The organism is Ramlibacter sp. MAHUQ-53 (assembly GCF_052600055.1).
Window position 1 is genome coordinate 134,455 of the sequence record NZ_JBQWTS010000005.1, and the last position, 16,424, is coordinate 150,878.

General features: G+C 72.3%; 11 protein-coding genes. 9 read left to right on the forward strand and 2 right to left on the reverse strand.

Features of this window, described 5'->3' with window-relative positions; translation table 11 throughout:
- Positions 1 to 37 precede the first annotated feature (37 nt).
- The 4 genes from ACT80S_RS09600 to ptsP are packed head-to-tail and all read left to right on the forward strand — an operon-like array spanning position 38 to position 3,737.
- Positions 38 to 1,252 (forward strand): MFS transporter, encoded by a 1,215-nt coding sequence (locus tag ACT80S_RS09600; protein ID WP_377415403.1) that lies wholly within the window; start codon positions 38 to 40, stop codon positions 1,250 to 1,252.
- On the forward strand, positions 1,249 to 1,704 hold the full coding sequence (locus ACT80S_RS09605) for a PTS sugar transporter subunit IIA (protein WP_377415404.1): 456 nt from the start codon (positions 1,249 to 1,251) through the stop codon (positions 1,702 to 1,704). Before ACT80S_RS09600 ends, ACT80S_RS09605 begins: the two co-directional genes overlap by 4 nt.
- Complete coding sequence (locus ACT80S_RS09610; RefSeq protein ID WP_377415405.1) at positions 1,673 to 1,942, forward strand: HPr family phosphocarrier protein; 270 nt, start codon at positions 1,673 to 1,675, stop codon at positions 1,940 to 1,942. Before ACT80S_RS09605 ends, ACT80S_RS09610 begins: the two co-directional genes overlap by 32 nt.
- 25 nt (positions 1,943 to 1,967) lie before the next feature.
- On the forward strand, positions 1,968 to 3,737 hold the full coding sequence (gene ptsP / locus ACT80S_RS09615; protein ID WP_377415406.1) for a phosphoenolpyruvate--protein phosphotransferase: 1,770 nt from the start codon (positions 1,968 to 1,970) through the stop codon (positions 3,735 to 3,737).
- Between the two features lie 29 nt (positions 3,738 to 3,766).
- On the opposite strand, the gene ACT80S_RS09620 is transcribed toward ptsP, so the two are convergent.
- Positions 3,767 to 4,591, reverse strand: a complete 825-nt coding sequence (locus ACT80S_RS09620; protein ID WP_377415407.1) for a DMT family transporter — start codon at positions 4,589 to 4,591, stop codon at positions 3,767 to 3,769.
- A gap of 250 nt (positions 4,592 to 4,841) precedes the next feature.
- Between ACT80S_RS09620 and ACT80S_RS09625 the strand changes: the two genes are divergently transcribed.
- The 5 genes from ACT80S_RS09625 (at position 4,842) to ACT80S_RS09645 (ending at position 15,395) form a co-directional block, all read left to right on the forward strand.
- The gene (locus ACT80S_RS09625) at positions 4,842 to 5,519 is read left to right on the forward strand and encodes a hypothetical protein (RefSeq protein ID WP_377415408.1); all 678 of its coding nucleotides are present in this window, start codon (positions 4,842 to 4,844) and stop codon (positions 5,517 to 5,519) included.
- Between the two features lie 1,150 nt (positions 5,520 to 6,669).
- Positions 6,670 to 11,388: an Ig-like domain-containing protein gene (locus ACT80S_RS09630; protein ID WP_377415409.1), complete on the forward strand. Its 4,719-nt coding sequence runs from the start codon at positions 6,670 to 6,672 to the stop codon at positions 11,386 to 11,388.
- Positions 11,385 to 13,586 carry a peptidase domain-containing ABC transporter gene (locus ACT80S_RS09635; RefSeq protein ID WP_377415410.1) on the forward strand — a complete coding sequence of 734 codons (2,202 nt, stop codon included), beginning with the start codon at positions 11,385 to 11,387 and terminating at the stop codon, positions 13,584 to 13,586. The genes ACT80S_RS09630 and ACT80S_RS09635 overlap by 4 nt, the downstream gene beginning before the upstream one ends.
- On the forward strand, positions 13,579 to 14,892 hold the full coding sequence (locus ACT80S_RS09640) for an HlyD family type I secretion periplasmic adaptor subunit (RefSeq protein ID WP_377415411.1): 1,314 nt from the start codon (positions 13,579 to 13,581) through the stop codon (positions 14,890 to 14,892). Before ACT80S_RS09635 ends, ACT80S_RS09640 begins: the two co-directional genes overlap by 8 nt.
- Before the next feature lie 8 nt (positions 14,893 to 14,900).
- Positions 14,901 to 15,395 (forward strand): toxin-activating lysine-acyltransferase, encoded by a 495-nt coding sequence (locus tag ACT80S_RS09645; protein ID WP_377415412.1) that lies wholly within the window; start codon positions 14,901 to 14,903, stop codon positions 15,393 to 15,395.
- Between the two features lie 37 nt (positions 15,396 to 15,432).
- Here ACT80S_RS09645 and lipA read toward each other — a convergent pair whose 3' ends face one another.
- Positions 15,433 to 16,416 (reverse strand): lipoyl synthase, encoded by a 984-nt coding sequence (gene lipA / locus ACT80S_RS09650; protein WP_377415413.1) that lies wholly within the window; start codon positions 16,414 to 16,416, stop codon positions 15,433 to 15,435.
- Positions 16,417 to 16,424 lie beyond the last annotated feature (8 nt).

The window sequence follows — 16,424 nt, forward strand, 5'->3', positions numbered from 1 at the left end:
GGGAATTCTGCCCCGAAGCTCCACCCATAATCCGCGGATGCTCCTGTCTCGCCGTGACGCGGTGGTGGTGTTCATCGCCTTCGCGTTCGCCTACTTCTTCTCCGCGCTGGTGCGCGCGATCACCGCCACCCTGGCGCCCACCCTCACCCAGGAATTCGCGCTGAACGCGCGAGACCTCGGCCTGCTCGCCGGCGGCTACTTCATCGGCTTCGCGATCACGCAGCTGCCCCTGGGGCGCTGGCTGGACCGCCACGGCCCGAAGCGGGTGGTGCTCGGTTTCATGGCCGTGGCCGTGGCGGCCTGCCTGGCGTTCTCCCTGGCCACCGGCTTCTCGGGCCTGCTCGCCGCGCGGGTGCTGTGCGGGGTCGGCCTGAGCGCCAGCCTGATGGCGCCCATGACCGGCTTTCGCCGCTGGCTCACGCCCCACGCGCAGATGCGCGCCAACTCCTGGATGCTCATGACGGGCTCCAGCGGCATGGTGGCCTCGACGCTGCCGGTGCAGTGGCTGATGCCGGTGGTGGGCTGGCGCCCGCTGTTCTGGGGCCTGGCGGCGTTGCTCGCGCTGGCCTGGGTGGTGATCGCCTGGAAGGTGCCGGCATGGCCGGCCGCCCGGCCCGCGGACGGCGATGGCGACACCAGTTACCGCGAGGTCTGGCGCCACCCCTACTTCCGGCGCATGGTCCCGGTGGGCCTGATCACGTACGGGGGCATGGTCGCCATGCAGACGCTGTGGGCCGGGCCCTGGCTGGTGCGCGTGGCGGGCTACACGCCGGCGCAGGCGGCGACGGGCCTGTTCACCATCAACCTGTGCATGCTGGCCTCGTTCTGGGGCTGGGGGCTGCTCACGCCCTGGCTGTTCGCCCGCGGCTGGACCACCGACCGGCTGATCGCCCGCGGCCTGCCCCTGGGCTTTGCGGCGATGGTCGCGATCATCCTCCAGGGCGAGGAGGCCGGGGCCTGGCACTGGGCGGCGTTCTGCGCCGGCACCACCTTCGCCTCGCTGGCGCAGCCCGCGGTCGGCCTGGCCTTCCCGCCGGCGCTGGCCGGGCGCGCGCTCTCGGCCTACAACCTGGTCATCTTCTCCGGCATCTTCCTCGTGCAGTGGGGCATCGGCCTTCTGGTGGACGGCTTCCGCGCCCTGGGCTGGGCCGACCCGCCAAGCTTCCGGGCGGCGATGGCGGTGTTCCTGGTCGCCAGCGTCGCGGCCTGGGCCTGGTCGGTGGCCGGCAGGCAGGATAATCAACGGCAATGAACGCGATCCTGATCATCGGCCACGCGCCCCTGGCGCACGCGCTGCGGCAGTGCGCCCTGCACGTGTTCCCGGATTGCGGCGCCGGTGTCGGCGCGATCGACGTGCAGCCGAACCTCTCCCCCGAGGAGACGCTGGCCACCGCCCGCATCGCGATGGAGCAGCTCACGCACTCCCCCCAGGTCACCGGCGTGCTCGTGCTCACCGATATCTTCGGCGCCACCCCGAGCAACGTGGCGCAGAAGCTCGTCGATGGCGTGCGCTCGCGGCTGGTCACTGGCGTGAACCTGCCGATGCTGCTTCGCAGCGTGAGCTACCGCCACGAGTCGATGGACTCGCTCGTCGCGCGTGCCGTCAGCGGCGGCACGCAGGGCGTGATGCAGGTGACCGTGACCGCCCCCCAGAACCAGAAGCGACCGACCCATGACCCGGACCACCACGACCATCAGCAATAAGCTGGGCCTGCATGCCCGCGCCTCGGCCAAGCTCACCAAGCTGGCAGGCAGCTTTCCCTGCGAGGTGTGGATCTCCCGCGGCGAGCGGCGCGTCAACGCCAAGAGCATCATGGGCGTGATGATGCTGGCCGCCGGGCTGGGCTCCGAGGTCGTGCTCGAGACCGAGGGTGAGCGTGAGCAGGAGGCCATGGATGCCTTGCTGGCATTGATCGCCGACAAGTTCGGCGAGGGAGAATGAGGCCCGCCACCGGGCTGGAGACGCCATGACCTTCGCGATCCACGGACTTCCCGTCGCACGCGGCATTGCCATCGGCCGCGCCGTGCTCATGGGCGGCCGGGTCGACGTGGCGCACTACTTCATCGAGCCGGACCAGGTCGAGGCGGAGATCGCCCGCATCCGCGCCGGCCGCAACGCGGTGGTGGACGAGCTCCACCGCCTGCAGCAGACCATCGCGGGCATGGGCCCGAAGGAGGCGCCGCACGAGCTCTCCGCCCTGCTCGACGTGCACCTGATGCTGCTGCAGGACGAGGACCTCATCGCCGGCGTCAAGCACTGGATTTCCGACCGCCTCTACAACGCCGAGTGGGCGCTGACCACGCACCTCGAGTCGCTCTCGCGCCAGTTCGACGAGATGGAGGACGACTACCTGCGCGAACGCAAGGCCGACCTCGAGCAGGTGGCTGAGCGCATCCTGCGGTACATGAAGGGCGTGGCCTCGCCGGTGGCGGCGCCGCCGGCCAAGCGCGCCACCGCACCGCGCCAGCAGGACCTGCTGCTCGATGGCACGGTGGACGTGCCCCTGGTGCTGATCGCGCACGACCTCTCCCCGGCGGACATGCTGCAGTTCAAGCAGTCGGTGTTCGCGGGCTTCGTGACGGACGTGGGCGGCAAGACCTCGCACACCGCCATCGTCGCGCGCAGCATGGACATCCCGGCGGTTGTGGGCGCGCGCAGCGCCAGCCAGCTCGTGCGCCAGGACGACTGGGTCATCATCGACGGCGACGCCGGCGTGATGATCGTCGACCCCTCGCCCATCATCCTCGCCGAGTACGGCTTCAAGCAGCGCCAGGCCGAACTCGAACGCGGCCGCCTCGCGCGCCTCAAGCACACCCCCGCCGTCACGCTCGACGGCCAGAAGGTCGACCTGGTGGCCAACATCGAACTGCCCGAGGACGCCGCCGGCGCGCTCGAGGCCGGCGCGGTGGGCGTGGGCCTGTTCCGCAGCGAGTTCATGTTCATGGGCCGCCACGGCAAGCTCCCGGACGAGGAGGAGCAGTACCTGGCCTACCGCCGCGCCGTGGAAGGCATGCAGGGCCTGCCGGTGACCATCCGCACCATCGACGTGGGCGCCGACAAGCCGCTGGACGACACGCAGCAGCGTGACCTGGCGCACCTGAACCCCGCCCTGGGCCTGCGCGCGATCCGCTGGAGCCTGGCGGACCCGGCGATGTTCCTCACGCAGCTGCGCGCCATCCTGCGGGCGGCGGCGCACGGCAAGGTGAACATGCTGATCCCGATGCTGGCGCACGTGAGCGAGATCCGGCACACGCTGTCGCTGGTCGACTTCGCCCGCGCCGAGCTGGACAACCGGGGCGTGGCCTACGGGCCGGTGAGCCTGGGCGCGATGATCGAGATCCCGGCCGCGGCGCTCACGCTCAAGACCTTCCTCAAGTACTTCGACTTCCTCTCGATCGGCACCAACGACCTGATCCAGTACACCCTGGCGATCGACCGTGCCGACGAATCCGTCGCCCACCTGTACGACCCGTGCCACCCCGCGGTGCTGCGCCTGGTGGCCGACACCATCGCCGAGTGCCGCGCGCAGGGCAAGCCGGTGAGCGTGTGCGGCGAGATGGCGGGCGACGTGAGCTTCACCCGCCTGCTGCTGGGGCTGGGGCTGCGCTCGTTCTCCATGCACCCGGCGCAGATCCTGGCCGTGAAGCAGGAGGTGCTGCGGGCCGACACCGTCAAGCTGGCGCCCTGGGCCCTCGAGGTGGTCGAGGCCGAGGAGCCGGCCAAGCTGATGGAGTGAGGCGGCCCCGCCTCACCCGCTGATGCCCCCTACCCGCGGGTTCCCGCGATCGCCGCGCCGATGATCAGGGCGGCTGCCAGGGCAATGCTCGTGGAGAGCTGCCGGCCGCTCACCAGCATGAGCAGCACGGTCGACGCCAGCGGCGTGATGTAGCTCAGGATGCCGATCTGGCGCGCGTCGCCCTGCTTGAGGGCCTTGTCCCAGAGGAAGAACGCGGCGCCCAGCGGGCCCAGGCCCATCAGGGTGACCAGGACCCAGTCGGTCGTGGTCAGGCTGACCGCGGGTTCGAACAGCGCATGGCAGGCCAGCGACAGCAGGCCGGACACCAGCCCGAACAGCCCGATCGCCGCGGTGGGGAAGGCGGGCACGCGCCGGGTCCACAGCGAGTAAGTGGACCAGGCGAAGGCCGCGCCGAGCGCCGGCAGGTAACCCCAGGACCAACTGCTGCCGGCCGTGGCGGGCCCGCCGCCGAGGATGGCGATGGCTGCGCCGGTGAAGCCCGCCAGGGCGGCGACCACATGGGCCGGCCGCAGCCGCATCCCGGGCAGGAATACCGGGGCCAGCACCACGATCAGCAGGGGCCACAGGTAGTTCACCAGGTTGGCCTCCACGGGCGGAGCCAATCGCAGCGCGATGAACAGCAGGAGGTGATAGCCGAACAGGCCGTAGATCCCCAGGGCCAGCGTGCGCAGGGGGATCCGCCACTGGCGCACGAGCGGCCAGGCCGGGACGCTGCCGATCACCAGGGCGAGGCCGGTGAGGAGGAAGGGCGGGACATGCGAGAGCGCCAGGCCGAGCGAGGCCAGCGAGGCCCAGAGCGCGATGGCGCCCAGGGCGTGGAGGTTGGCGGGCATGGGGTGGGAGGATAAGCCCTGTCAGATCTGACATCCCCGCGGCCAGGGCCGGGTCCGGTGGGTGGAAGAATGGCCCGCAGACGAGCCTTCGTCCGTCGCCGGGCCCGCGGGCCCGGCGACCCAGGGAGGATGGCATCCGAGGCCGCCCGCAGAGGCCGCCGGCCCCCTGGGCCGGCATGACCCGGAGCCGTCCACGAAGCAAGCAGGCAGTACGTGGTCGGCGTGCGTGCGCGTGTGCCGGGGAGGCGTGATGCGTGGCGTGGACAGTGCAAGACGGCTCGTGCGGTATGGCCGGTGGGGGAGCAGCGTTCTGCTGCTGCTGTGGCTGGTCGGGTGCGCTTCGCCAGGGGGGCAGGCGGGAGCATCGGCGATCCCTGGCGGGCATCCGGTCTACAACTTCGGCGTCGCGCAGGACCGGGTGATGTTCGAGCGGCAAGTCGCCCGCGCACAAGTGAACTACAGTCCCCACAGCCAGCGCGCGTGGGGAGACTTTTCGGGTGGTGAGGGGTCCGGATTCATTGTCGGCCTCACAGGCTTTTACCCGCTGGATGTCCGCTGGAAACTCAAGGACGGTCGTCAGTTCATCGCAGAGCGCGTCGACGTCGGGCGCTTGGTGCGTGAGTTTGCCGAGACCCGCCAGATTCTCCTGCAGCACCAGCGAGAGCGCCGTACCTTTGGTCCCACTGGTGACCATCCGCCTCTGTTCGCGATCGCTGTGGCCGACGGTTGGCTCGTACTCAAGTGGCAGATCGTCTTCAACCTGAGGCCTGTTGCCGAGCGCCTGAAACCACCAGGCACGGTAGGGCCGGCGGTCTATGTCCGGGAGGAGCATATTGTTGCGACTGTCCCGGGGACACCGGCGCAGGACATCGACTTCGACAGTAAGTGGGACACCGTCCCGGAGCGGGTAGAGGCCCATGTCCGCTGACGACCAGCCCTACCTGGCCCCCTCCCTTCGGGACAGGGGTTACATCGGTGTGACGGGCACGACGCCCTACCGCGCCGCTTCAGCTGAGCAAGTCCGACAAATCGAGGAGATGCGAAATGCCGCTCAGTCATTTCCCGTCAACCAGACGGCGTCGTCCTCCGCCATCGTCATCAACGTCAATTTCGATGGGACCCATAACAACGGCAAATTTCCCAGGCCGGGCGAATCGCCGACGAACATCTTCTTGCTGACCCAGTTGCAGCAAACGCAGGGGGATATCCAAAACACCATCTACATACCCGGCCCCGGCGCACAGTTGAACGCAGCGGGTGCCACCGATGGCAATGGTGTCGCGCTTCCTTACACCGAGCCGAGCGTCTGGGATGCGTTGCCCATGAATGCAGGACGGATCGTCAATGCCAACGCGGACTACGCCTATGAGGAGGTCCGTCGACGCGTGTCCGAGATCCTCACCGAGAATCCCGACGCCGAAATCGTCTTCACCGTCAGCGGCTACAGTCGTGGCTCAGCCAGTGCCCTCGTGTTCCTCAACGAGTTACACGACCGCGGAATCGAAGGCCTGATTCCTCCCGGCTCCGCGAACGTCGCTCAGGCCACCTTCTTTGACCCCGTGCTCCAGGCCGACGGGGTACGCAACACGACCGTTCCGCCGGGGCTCGCGAATCCACCCCTGTTGCTGGTGTCCGATGATCCGCGCTACTCCTTTGTCTTGATGCCGTTCGACGGGGAGGCTCGGGTCATCAAGGTGCCCGGCGTCCATGCCACCATAGGCGGCGGCTACAACCCTGATGGCATATCGGGCGTGACCCTCGAGATGGCAGTTGGGACATTGGAAGCCCAGGGCATCCCGGTCGGGCCTATCCCCGAGGGGCTACGCCCCAATCCAGACCGCTATTTCCTCCACGACGCGTCCATCGACAACTATGGCAACGAGCGGTGGTCGACCTATGAGGGCGGCCGTCTGTTTGAGGGTGCGGGCCGCGGCGACCCTACGGTCGACGACTGGGTTGCGGGCCGGCGCCCATCACCGCAGCCTACCCCGCCCGACTCGTCGGCCGGTGACGCCATCGACACCCGCGTCCCCCAGGATCCCGCCCACCCCGACGGCCCGGCCTTCATCCTGCGCAACGTGACCGACCGCAACGGCGCCAGCGTCGTGGTCGTCCTCGACGAGGAGGGCCAGGAGCGCCTGCGCACCCGTCCAGGCGACACGCTCGAGCGTGACCCGGCCACCGGCCGCATCGTCGTGACCGATGCCACCGGCCAGCTCCACGCGAGCCTGGAGCCGGTCGTGACGGCCGCTGCCTTCGAGTCCGACGCGGTGCTGGACGACATCGAGGGCCCGACCCATCCCCTCGACGTCCCGCCCTCCGACCGGCCCGCCGATTCCCCCGAGCCCCACCCGCGCGCGCCGCTACCCGACGCCTCCCTCGCCGGGGCCGGGGCGGGGCTGTCCGCCGGCTCGGCCTTCCTGCGCCTGGACCAGTGGTCCACGCTCGACGACTCGCAGCGCGTCGAGGCGGTCCTGGGGGTCTACCGCGAGATCGATGGCCTCCAGCAAGGCGCCCTGGGCGAGGCCTCCGGCCTGGGTTCGCTGGACCCGGTGTCGGCCGCCCTGTCCCTCTGGCAAGCGGTGGAGGAAGGCGATGCCGCGCGCATCGCGCTGGGAGCGATCCGCCTGGCCGACACCTTCGGGCTGGAGGCCAGCCGCGAGATTGCAGGCTGGCTCGGGCTCGGGGACGCCGTGTCCGGCGTCATCCCCGGCCTGCAGCTGGCCCTCGCGATCGAGGCCGGCGACGTGGCCGGCATCATCAGCGGCGGCCTCGGCCTGTATGGATCCCTCAGCGGATCGGCCTGGGCCGGGCCGATGGCCATCGCGCTCAGTATCGGCTTCTCGCTGATCGCCGACGAGGACCCGCCTCCCGTCACCGGCGACGCCTGCGCGGGATGGGCCGACGACGGCGCCCTCGCCTTCACCAGCCCGCCCGGTGAAAACGGCGGCGAGCGCATCGCGAGGGACATGCTCACGCAACTCACCGAGGGCCTGGCCCAGCAGGTCGCCGCCCAGATGCCGGGGTGGGCGCTCATCCCCGACGGCCTGCCCGCGCTGCACGTGGGGATGTACCAGGCGGGAGGCCTCACGCCGTACTCGCTGACCTGGGTCGACGACCAGGGCCGCCAGCAGGTGCGGTACTACGACGAGTTCGGCCGCCGCGGCTGGCGGGACGACAGCCCCCTCTCCCAGGGGCCGCTGTGGACCGGCGCGCAGGACGACTACCCGCCCTATGCCTACCAGCTCGGCCTCGATTTCGCCCGGCTGGCGCAACACTACGCACTCGCGCCCGACTGGCAGGTGGAGGGGCTGCGGGCGCACTGGGTCGAGCAGGCGCAGGCCGGCGTCCCGCTGGAGGTGCGCCTGGAGACGCTGCGCGAGCGGCCGCTCGCCGGTGAGCTCTGGCAGGCCCCCGAGGCCAGCGAGGACGGCAGCCGGCAGGGCCTGACCGTCATCTCGCTGGGGCGGCCCGCCGCGGCCATCGGGCCCGCGCGCGAGGTGCTGGTCAACCTGGATGCGGACGCCTTCCTCGAGCGCACCCGGTGGGCCGCACCGGGCCAGGCCCTGGTCGGCCTGGACCTCGATGGCGACGGCCTGCTGCAGCCGCGCGAGCTGATCGGGGCGGACCCCGAGGGCCTCGACACCAACCGGGATGGCCGCATCGACGCACGCGATCCCGCCTTCCACGCGCTGAGGCTGTGGGTCGATCTCGAGGGCGATGGCGCCAGCCGCAGCGGCGGGCATGACGAGACCGTGTCGCTGGCCGACAGCGGCCTGGCGGCCCTCGTGCTGCAGCCCGGGGGGCTCGTCCTCGAATGGTCCGATGGCCGCCGCGAAACCGCCGGCCTCATCGCCATCACGGGCGAGTCGCAGGGCCGGCTCGTGCGGGCGGGTCAGGGCGAGGCGGTGGGCGTCACCGAACTGCGCGAAGCCGACGAAGGTCAGGTTGACGCGTATTTCCATGCGGTCAACACGCGCGAAGTCGATGCCCGTGTCCATGAGGGGGAGGACGCGCGGGGGCGGCAGCCTGCGGTGGTGCGGCCGGGCGATGCGCGGCTCACCGGCCGGCCTGCCGCGACCTCGCTCGCGCAGTCCCGCGTCGAGGTGACGGCGGGCATGGTCCGCGCGGCCCAGGGGGACCTGTTCGCGTCGGAGGGGGCGCTCATGGCGTCGGTGGCGCTGGGCTTCTCCGGGGCGGCCGTGGCCATGCCGGTGGCCGGGGAGTCGGGCGGCGGTTCGGCCCTGTCGGTGGCGGGGCGTCCGGATGTCGCCATCTTCCGATCCCCGGCGGGCACGGACAGCGGTGGGGCGGGTGCGGCGACCGATGCCGCCGACGGCCCCGGCGGGGCCTGGCCGGCGATACCCGGTGGCCTGGTGCGGGTGTCCGTGGCCGAGCCGCTGATCGCGCGGGATCGGCCAGGGGCCTGGGGAGCGGATGAGGTGGCGCCCTTCGACCCGGGCGCCATCGTTCACTACGCTGCACCGGGCCGGTGGCCGCTCGCCGACGTACCGCCGCCCTTCCAGGCGCAGCCCCTGGGGCCCGGCATGGTGCCCGCTGTGCCGCATCCGGCGACCGAGCCGGTGCGCGCCCAGGCGCCCGCGCCATCGTCGCCTCCCGCACCAGCACCGGCACCAGCACCGGCACCAGCACCGGCACCAGCACCAGCACCGGCACCGGCACCGGCACCAGCACCGGCACCGGCACCAGCACCAGCACCAGCACCAGCACCAGCACCAGCACCAGCACCAGCACCAGCACCAGCACCAGCACCAGCGCCGGCACCAGCACCAGCGCCGGCACCAGCACCAGCGCCGGCACCAGCACCAGCACCGGCACCGGCACCGGCACCGGCACCACCGCCTCCGCCTCCGCCTCCGCCTCCGCCACCGCCACCGCCACCGCCACCTGAGAACCATGCGCCCGTGGTCCAGGGTGAGGCCGTCTCGGCACAGGAAGACACCGTGCTCCTGTTCGATCCCGGGCTGCTCCTCGCGAACGACCGGGATCCCGACGGCGACACCCTGCGCATCACGTCGATCGACGCCGTCCTGCACGGCAGCGTGCGCATGGTGGCCGCGCCGGACGGCACGCCGCGCATCGAGTTCACGCCCGACCCCGAGTACGCGGGCCTGGCTGGCTTCCGCTATGTCGTCAGCGACGGCACCGCGTCGGCGCACGGGCAGGTGCAGGTCGAGCTCGCCCCGGTGAACGACGCGCCGGCGGCAACCGGCGAATCGTTCACCGGCGTGATGGACACCCGCTACACCTTCACGCCCGAGGCCCTGCTGGCCAACGATACCGACGCCGAGACGCCCACCGGCCTGCGCCTCGTGCGCGTCGGCCCCGCCGCGCACGGAACGGTGTCGCTGACCGAAGCCGGCGTGGTCTTCGACCCCGAGCCCGGCTACGCGGGTCCCGCCGGCTTCTCGTACACCGTGGCGGACGCCGAGGGCGCGACGGCGGCGGCCACCGTGCGCATCGACCTCGCGCGCACCAACCACCCGCCCCGCGCCGCGGACGACAGCTTCCACGTCAACGAGGACCCCGGCACCGTCCTCATCAGCTTCGACCAGCTGCTGGCCAACGACACCGACCCGGACACGCCGGCCACCGGCGAACGCCTCACCATCGAGGCCATCACGCCCCAGGTCCCCGGCGCGGGGACCTACGAGCTCGACCCCGTCGCCCGCACCGTGCGGTTCGTGCCCGCGCCGGACTACCACGGCCCCGCCGATTTCCTGTACCGCGCCAGCGACGGCCGTGGCGGTAGCGCCGAGGCCACCGCCCGTGTCACGGTGCACGCCGTCAACGATGCCCCGGTGGTCCTCGGCGACGACCCCGCACCCAAGGAGCCCACCCCCTGGGGCCCGCACCGCGGCCGCTTCCTCGCGACGGACGTGGACGGCCCCGGCCCCATCACCTGGGAGCTCGCGCGCGCGCCGGACCGCGGCAGCGTCTCGCTGAACACCGCCACGGGCGACTGGCTCTACGACCCGCGCGGCGAGAAGGGCGGGCAGACCACCTTCACCGTGGTGGCCACGGACGGCGTCGACCGCACCCCGTTCCACATGACGCTCGCGGTCGGCACCTACGGCTACCCCTTCGTCGATAGCAGCGCGGACGGCGGCCCGGTGGTGGTCGACCTCGCCGGTGACGGCATCGACCTCGTCGGCGCTGCGGATTCGGTGGCCTATGCGGACTTCGGCGGTGACGGCCGCATCGAGCGCATCGGGTGGGTCGCCGGCGACGACGCCCTGCTCGCCTGGGACCACGACCGCGATGGCGCGGTCCGCCGCATCGACGAGATCAGCCTCGCCCGCTACCAGCCCGGCGCCACCTCGGACCTCGAAGGCCTGCGTGCCTTCGACAGCAACCGCGACGGCTGGTTCGACGCCGCCGACGCGCGCTGGTCCGAGTTCGGCCTGCTCGCGGCCGATGGCGCGTTCACGCCGATCTCGGACACGCAGGTCGCCGGCATCTCCCTCGCGCGCGGCGGCGAAGCCTGGGCGAGCGAGGGCAACACGGTCCTGGGCACCTCCCCGGTGCGGCTGGACGACGGCTCCACCACCCAGGCCGGTGACGTGGTGCTCGGCGCGCAGGCGGCGGCTGCCGACGAGGCCGCGGACCTCGCCCGCCGCGCCCAGGTGTTCCTGGCGTGGGCGGCGAGTTCGCCCGCGGCCGAGCCGCCGCCCCTCACCTTCACGCCGCTGCCCGGCGATGCCGATGTGTACGCCATCGACCCGTTCCTGCCCCTGCACGACCCCGCCGGCGCCACGCCCGGGAGGCCGGCATGAGCGCCCGCCCGCCGGCTGCCGGCGCGGCGCAGCAGGCCGAGGTGCTGCGCCTGTTCGCCGGCCTCTTCGGCCTGCACCCCGACGCCGCCCTGCTGCTGCGCGAGCATGGCGCCGCCGACGGATCGCTCGGCCTTGCGCAGGCCGCCCTGGCCTTGCAGGCCCTGGGCCTGGAGCCGGTGGCGCGCCGTGGCCGGCTCTCCCGGGCGCGGCGCGGGCCGATGCCCGTGCTCGCCGAGGCGCGGGATGGTCGCCTCCTCCTGGCCTCGCCGGCCGCGGCCGGCGGCTGGCTCGTGCAGTGCGCCGGCGAGGCCGCGCCCCAGGCCCTGGGCGATGACGCGCTCGCGGCCCTGTGGGGCGGCCGCTGGCTGGCCGTGCCGCGTGCGCCGGGCGAGCTGGCGGGCGAGGCGCCCGGGGCGGCGCGCTTCGGCCTCGGCTGGTTCCTGCAGGCCCTGCGCCCGCACCGCGCCGTGCTGGCCGAGGTGCTGCTCGCGTCGCTGTTCCTGCAGCTGCTCGCACTGGCCACGCCGCTGGTGCTGCAGGTGGTGATCGACAAGGTGCTCACCCAGCGCACCCCGTCCACCCTCGACGTGCTGGTCCTGGGCCTGCTGGCCCTGGGCGTCTTCGAGGCCGTCCTTGCGCTCCTGCGTCACTACCTGTCCAACCACACGGCCCAGCGGCTCGACGTGGCGCTCGGCGCGCGCGTCTTCCGGCACCTGCTGCGCCTGCCGTTGTCCTACTTCGACCGGCGGCGCCCGGCGGACACCGCCGCCTGCCTGCGCGAGCTGGAGAACGTGCGGGCCTTCCTCACCGGCCCCGCACTGGGCAGCGGGCTGGACCTGGCGTTCGTCTTCATCTTCCTCGCGGTCATGGCCCACTACAGCGTGGGCCTCGCGGCGGTGGTCGCCGCCTCGCTGCCGGTCTTCGCGTTGCTCTCGTGGGGCCTGGCGCCCCGCCTGCGGCGTGAGCTGGACGACCGCCATGCGCTGGGCGCCGAGAACCAGGCCTTCCTCACCGAGGCCATCGGCGCCATCGAGACCCTCAAGTCCCAGGCGCTCGAGCCCGCCTGGCAGCGGGCCTGGGAGCGCCGCCTCGCGCGGCAGGTGCGCGCAGCCTTCCACGCCGGCCAGGTGGCGCAGGGAACGCAGCAGGCGCTGGCCCTGGCCTCGCGCCTGCTCACCGTGGCACTGCTGTGGCTGGGGGCCCGCGAGGTGATCGCGGGCACGCTCACCGTCGGCGGGCTGATCGCCTTCAACATGCTGGCCAGCCGTGTCCATGCTCCCGTGCTCAAGCTCGCCTCCCTCTGGCAGGACACGGTGCAGCTGCGGGTGAGCCTGCGCCGGCTCGCGCAGGTCATGGAGGTCCGCCCCGAGCCCGCGCTCGCGTTGGGCACCAGCCTGCCGCCGCCGCTGCGCGGCGAGCTGCGCCTGGAGGCCGTGGCGTTCCGCTACGCGCCGCATTTGCCGCGGGTGCTGGACGGCTTCAGCCTGCAGGTTCGCCCGGGCGAGATCGTCGCCCTCGCCGGCGAATCGGGCGCGGGCAAGACCACCGTGCTGCGGCTGCTGCAGCGGCTGCACGCCCCCGAGGCCGGGCGGGTCCTCGTCGACGGGCATGACGTCGCCCTGATGGACCCGGCCTGGCTGCGCCGGCAGGTGGCCGTGGTGCCGCAGGAGCCGGTGCTGTTCCACCTCACGGTGCGCGAGAACATCGCGGCGGCGGCCCCCGGCCTGCCGATGGAGCGCGTGGTCGAGGCCGCCCGCGCGGCGGGGGCGCACGAGTTCATCCTGTGCCTGCCGCAGGGGTACGACACGCGGGTCGGCGAGCGCGGTGCGCGGCTGTCCGGCGGGCAGCGGGCGCGCATCGCGATCGCCAGGGCCCTGGCCGCCGACCCGGCGGTACTCCTGCTTGACGAGCCCAGTGCCTGGCTCGACGAGGCGGGCGAGGCGGCGCTGCTGGCGCAGCTGCGCGCCTGGAGCGCGCAACGCAGCGTCGTCGTCGTGGCGCACCGGCCCTCCATGCTGCGGCTGGCGCACCGCGTGGTCGTGATCGGGCAGGGCCGCGCCGTGTCCGGCAGCGAGCCAGGCGACCTGAGCGCTGCGAGTGCGTCGAGTGCGTCGAGTGCGTCGAGTGCCTCCGCCGCTGCGAGCGACCGCGGCGCGCCGGATGCCGGCGCCGCGCCCCTGGAGCCGCTCCATGCGTGAGCCGGCCAACCCCTTCGGCATCGACGCCATCGCCCTGCAGGCGCAGCCGCCGCTCCTGCGCGCGCGCCTCGTGCTGTGGACGCTGTGCGCGCTGCTCGCCGCAACGCTCGCCTACGCCAGCTGGGTCCGCACCGACATCGTCATCACCGCGCAAGGGCGCGTGATCGCCTCCGGCCGCAGCAAGGTCGTGCAGTCGCCCGAGGGCGGCGTGGTCCGCCGCATCGCAGTGCGCGACGGCCAGGCCGTCCGGGCGGGCGAGGTGCTGATCGAGCTCGACCCCACCGCCAGCGACGCCGACCGCGAGCGCCTGCAGCGCGAGGCCTGGGAGGCGCAGGCTGACGTGGAGCGCCTGGCCGGCCTGCTGGCCGGGCATGCCACGCTGGCGGGGCTGCCCGGCATGCCGCCGGACCTCCTCGCGCACCAGCAGGCCCTGCTGGCCGCGCGCGCCGTCGAGCAGCGCGCCCGGGTGGACGCCCTCCAGGCCGAAGCCGTGCGCCGGCAGGCCGAGCGTGACACGCTGGCCTCGGGGCTGGAGGCGCTCGCGCGCAGCGCACCCCTGGTGGGGCGGCGGCTGGAGATGCGCGAGTCGCTGGCCCGCACCGGCTTCCTCTCCGACGGCGCCCTCATCGACACGCGGCTCGAGGCGCAGCAGCATGAGCGCGACCTCGCCCTGCAGGCCAGCCGCCTGCGCGAGGCCGAGGCTGGCTGGCAGGCGGCGCACCGCCAGGTTGCGCTCGCCGAGGCGGAATTCCGTTCGCGCATCCGCACCGAGCTGGCCGAGGCCCGGCGCCGGCGCGAGGCCACCGGGCAGGAGCTGGTGAAGGCCCGGCAGCGGCGCGAGTGGCAGGTGCTGCGCAGCCCCATCGACGGGGTGGTGCAGCAGCTCGCGGTGGCCACCGAGGGCGGCGTCGTCACGCCGGCGCAGGCCCTGCTCACCGTGGTGCCGCAGCAGGCCGCCCTCGAGGTCGAGGCCCGGGTGCTCAATCGCGACATCGGCCATGTGCGGGTCGGCCAGCCGGTGGCCAGCAAGCTCGAGGCCTTCGACTTCACGCGCCACGGCGCGATCGGCGGCGAGGTCACCTGGGTCGGCACCGACGCCCTCCAGGACCCGGCGCTTGGCGCGGCCTATCCCGTGCGGATCCGGCTGGATGCCCTGCGCACGCCGCGCAGCGCCGACGGCGCCGAGGGGCTGGCCGTGCCCGGCATGAACGTGGCGGCCGAGATCCGCACCGGCCGGCGCCGCCTGGTCGACTACTTCCTCAGCCCCCTGCTGCGAGGGTGGCAGGAGTCCCTTCGCGAACGCTAGGAGTGCCCGTGACCGCATCCCCCACCTTCCCGCCCGCGCCGGCCGACGGCGAGCCCCTGGACGCCCTGGCCGCGCTCGCCCGGACCCAGGCCGCCAAGGTCATGAAGAAGGTGCCCCTGCTCGGCACGGTGAGCTGGCTGATGCTGGCCGCGCCGACCACGCGCCACGCGCTCCTGAGCGACCTGGAGTGGCGCGTCATGCCGCCGCTGATGCTGAACCAGGCCAAGGTCTACCTGCGTGACGAAACCCCGGTGGCCTTCGTGTCGTGGGCCCGCCTGTCGCCCGAGGTGGCGCGGCGTTTCCGCTGCCTGCCGCACCGCCTCACGCCGGCGGACTGGCGCTCGGGCGAGGAGGTCTGGGTGGTGGACCTGCTGGCGCCTTTCGGCGGCGCGCGGGAGGTGATGAAGGACCTGCGCGAGAACGTGCTGCCCGGGCAGGTGGTGCGCCAGCTGGCGCTGGCGGGCGAGCCCGAGGCCGAGGTCTACACCTGGCCTGCGGGTTGAGGTTCAGGCCAGCGCAGGGGCGGGCCGCCGGGCGGGGTCAGGCCACGCCGGCGGCGTGGGCCTGCTGGTCGGCGTGATAGCTCGAACGCACCATGGCGCCCACTGCCGCGTGGGTGAAGCCCATCTTGTAGGCCTCTTCCTCGAACATCTTGAAAGTGTCCGGGTGCACGTAGCGGCGCACCGGCAGGTGCGAGGTGGTCGGCGCCAGGTACTGGCCGATGGTGAGCATGTCGATGTCGTGCGCGCGCATGTCGCGCATGACCTGCAGGATCTCTTCGTCCGTCTCACCCAGGCCGACCATCAGGCCGCTCTTGGTCGGCACGTTAGGGTGCAGCGCCTTGAACTTCTTGAGCAGGTTCAGGCTGAAGGCGTAGTCCGAGCCCGGGCGCGCTTCCTTGTACAGGCGCGGGATGGTCTCGAGGTTGTGGTTCATCACGTCCGGCGGCGCGGCCTTCAGGATCTCCAGCGCACGGTCGTCACGGCCGCGGAAGTCGGGCACCAGGATCTCGATGGTGGTCTCGGGCGAGAGCTCGCGGGTGCGCCGGATGCAGTCCACGAAGTGCTGGCTGCCGCCGTCGCGCAGGTCGTCACGGTCGACGCTGGTGATCACCACGTACTTCAGCTTCAGCTTGGCGATGGTGTTGGCCAGGTTCTCCGGCTCGTTCGGGTCCAGCGGGTCGGGGCGGCCATGGCCCACGTCGCAGAACGGGCAGCGGCGGGTGCACTTGTCGCCCATGATCATGAAGGTCGCCGTGCCCTTGCCGAAGCACTCGCCGATGTTGGGGCAGGAGGCTTCCTCGCACACCGTGTTCAGCTTGTTCTCGCGCAGGATCTGCTTGATCTCGTAGAACCGGGTCGTGGGCGATCCGGCCTTGACGCGGATCCACTCCGGCTTCTTCAGCACTTCGGCCTGTTCGACCTTGACCGGGATGCGCGAGAGCTTGGCCGCGGCCTTCTGCTTGGCGGAGGCGTTGTAGTTCTCGGTGCTTTGCGCTTCGCGCACGACGGGGTTGGAGCTCATGGTGGGTT

What these genes read in the sequence shown, in the direction of transcription:
- ACT80S_RS09635 (WP_377415410.1), top strand. Translation starts at nt 11,385, where the DNA reads ATGAGCGCCCGCCCGCCGGCTGCCGGCGCGGCGCAGCAGGCCGAGGTG.
- ACT80S_RS09600 (WP_377415403.1), top strand. Translation starts at nt 38, where the DNA reads ATGCTCCTGTCTCGCCGTGACGCGGTGGTGGTGTTCATCGCCTTCGCG.
- ACT80S_RS09640 (WP_377415411.1), top strand. Translation starts at nt 13,579, where the DNA reads ATGCGTGAGCCGGCCAACCCCTTCGGCATCGACGCCATCGCCCTGCAG.
- ACT80S_RS09610 (WP_377415405.1), top strand. Translation starts at nt 1,673, where the DNA reads ATGACCCGGACCACCACGACCATCAGCAATAAGCTGGGCCTGCATGCC.
- ACT80S_RS09625 (WP_377415408.1), top strand. Translation starts at nt 4,842, where the DNA reads ATGCGTGGCGTGGACAGTGCAAGACGGCTCGTGCGGTATGGCCGGTGG.
- ACT80S_RS09605 (WP_377415404.1), top strand. Translation starts at nt 1,249, where the DNA reads ATGAACGCGATCCTGATCATCGGCCACGCGCCCCTGGCGCACGCGCTG.
- lipA (WP_377415413.1), bottom strand. Translation starts at nt 16,416, where the DNA reads ATGAGCTCCAACCCCGTCGTGCGCGAAGCGCAAAGCACCGAGAACTAC.
- ACT80S_RS09620 (WP_377415407.1), bottom strand. Translation starts at nt 4,591, where the DNA reads ATGCCCGCCAACCTCCACGCCCTGGGCGCCATCGCGCTCTGGGCCTCG.
- ptsP (WP_377415406.1), top strand. Translation starts at nt 1,968, where the DNA reads ATGACCTTCGCGATCCACGGACTTCCCGTCGCACGCGGCATTGCCATC.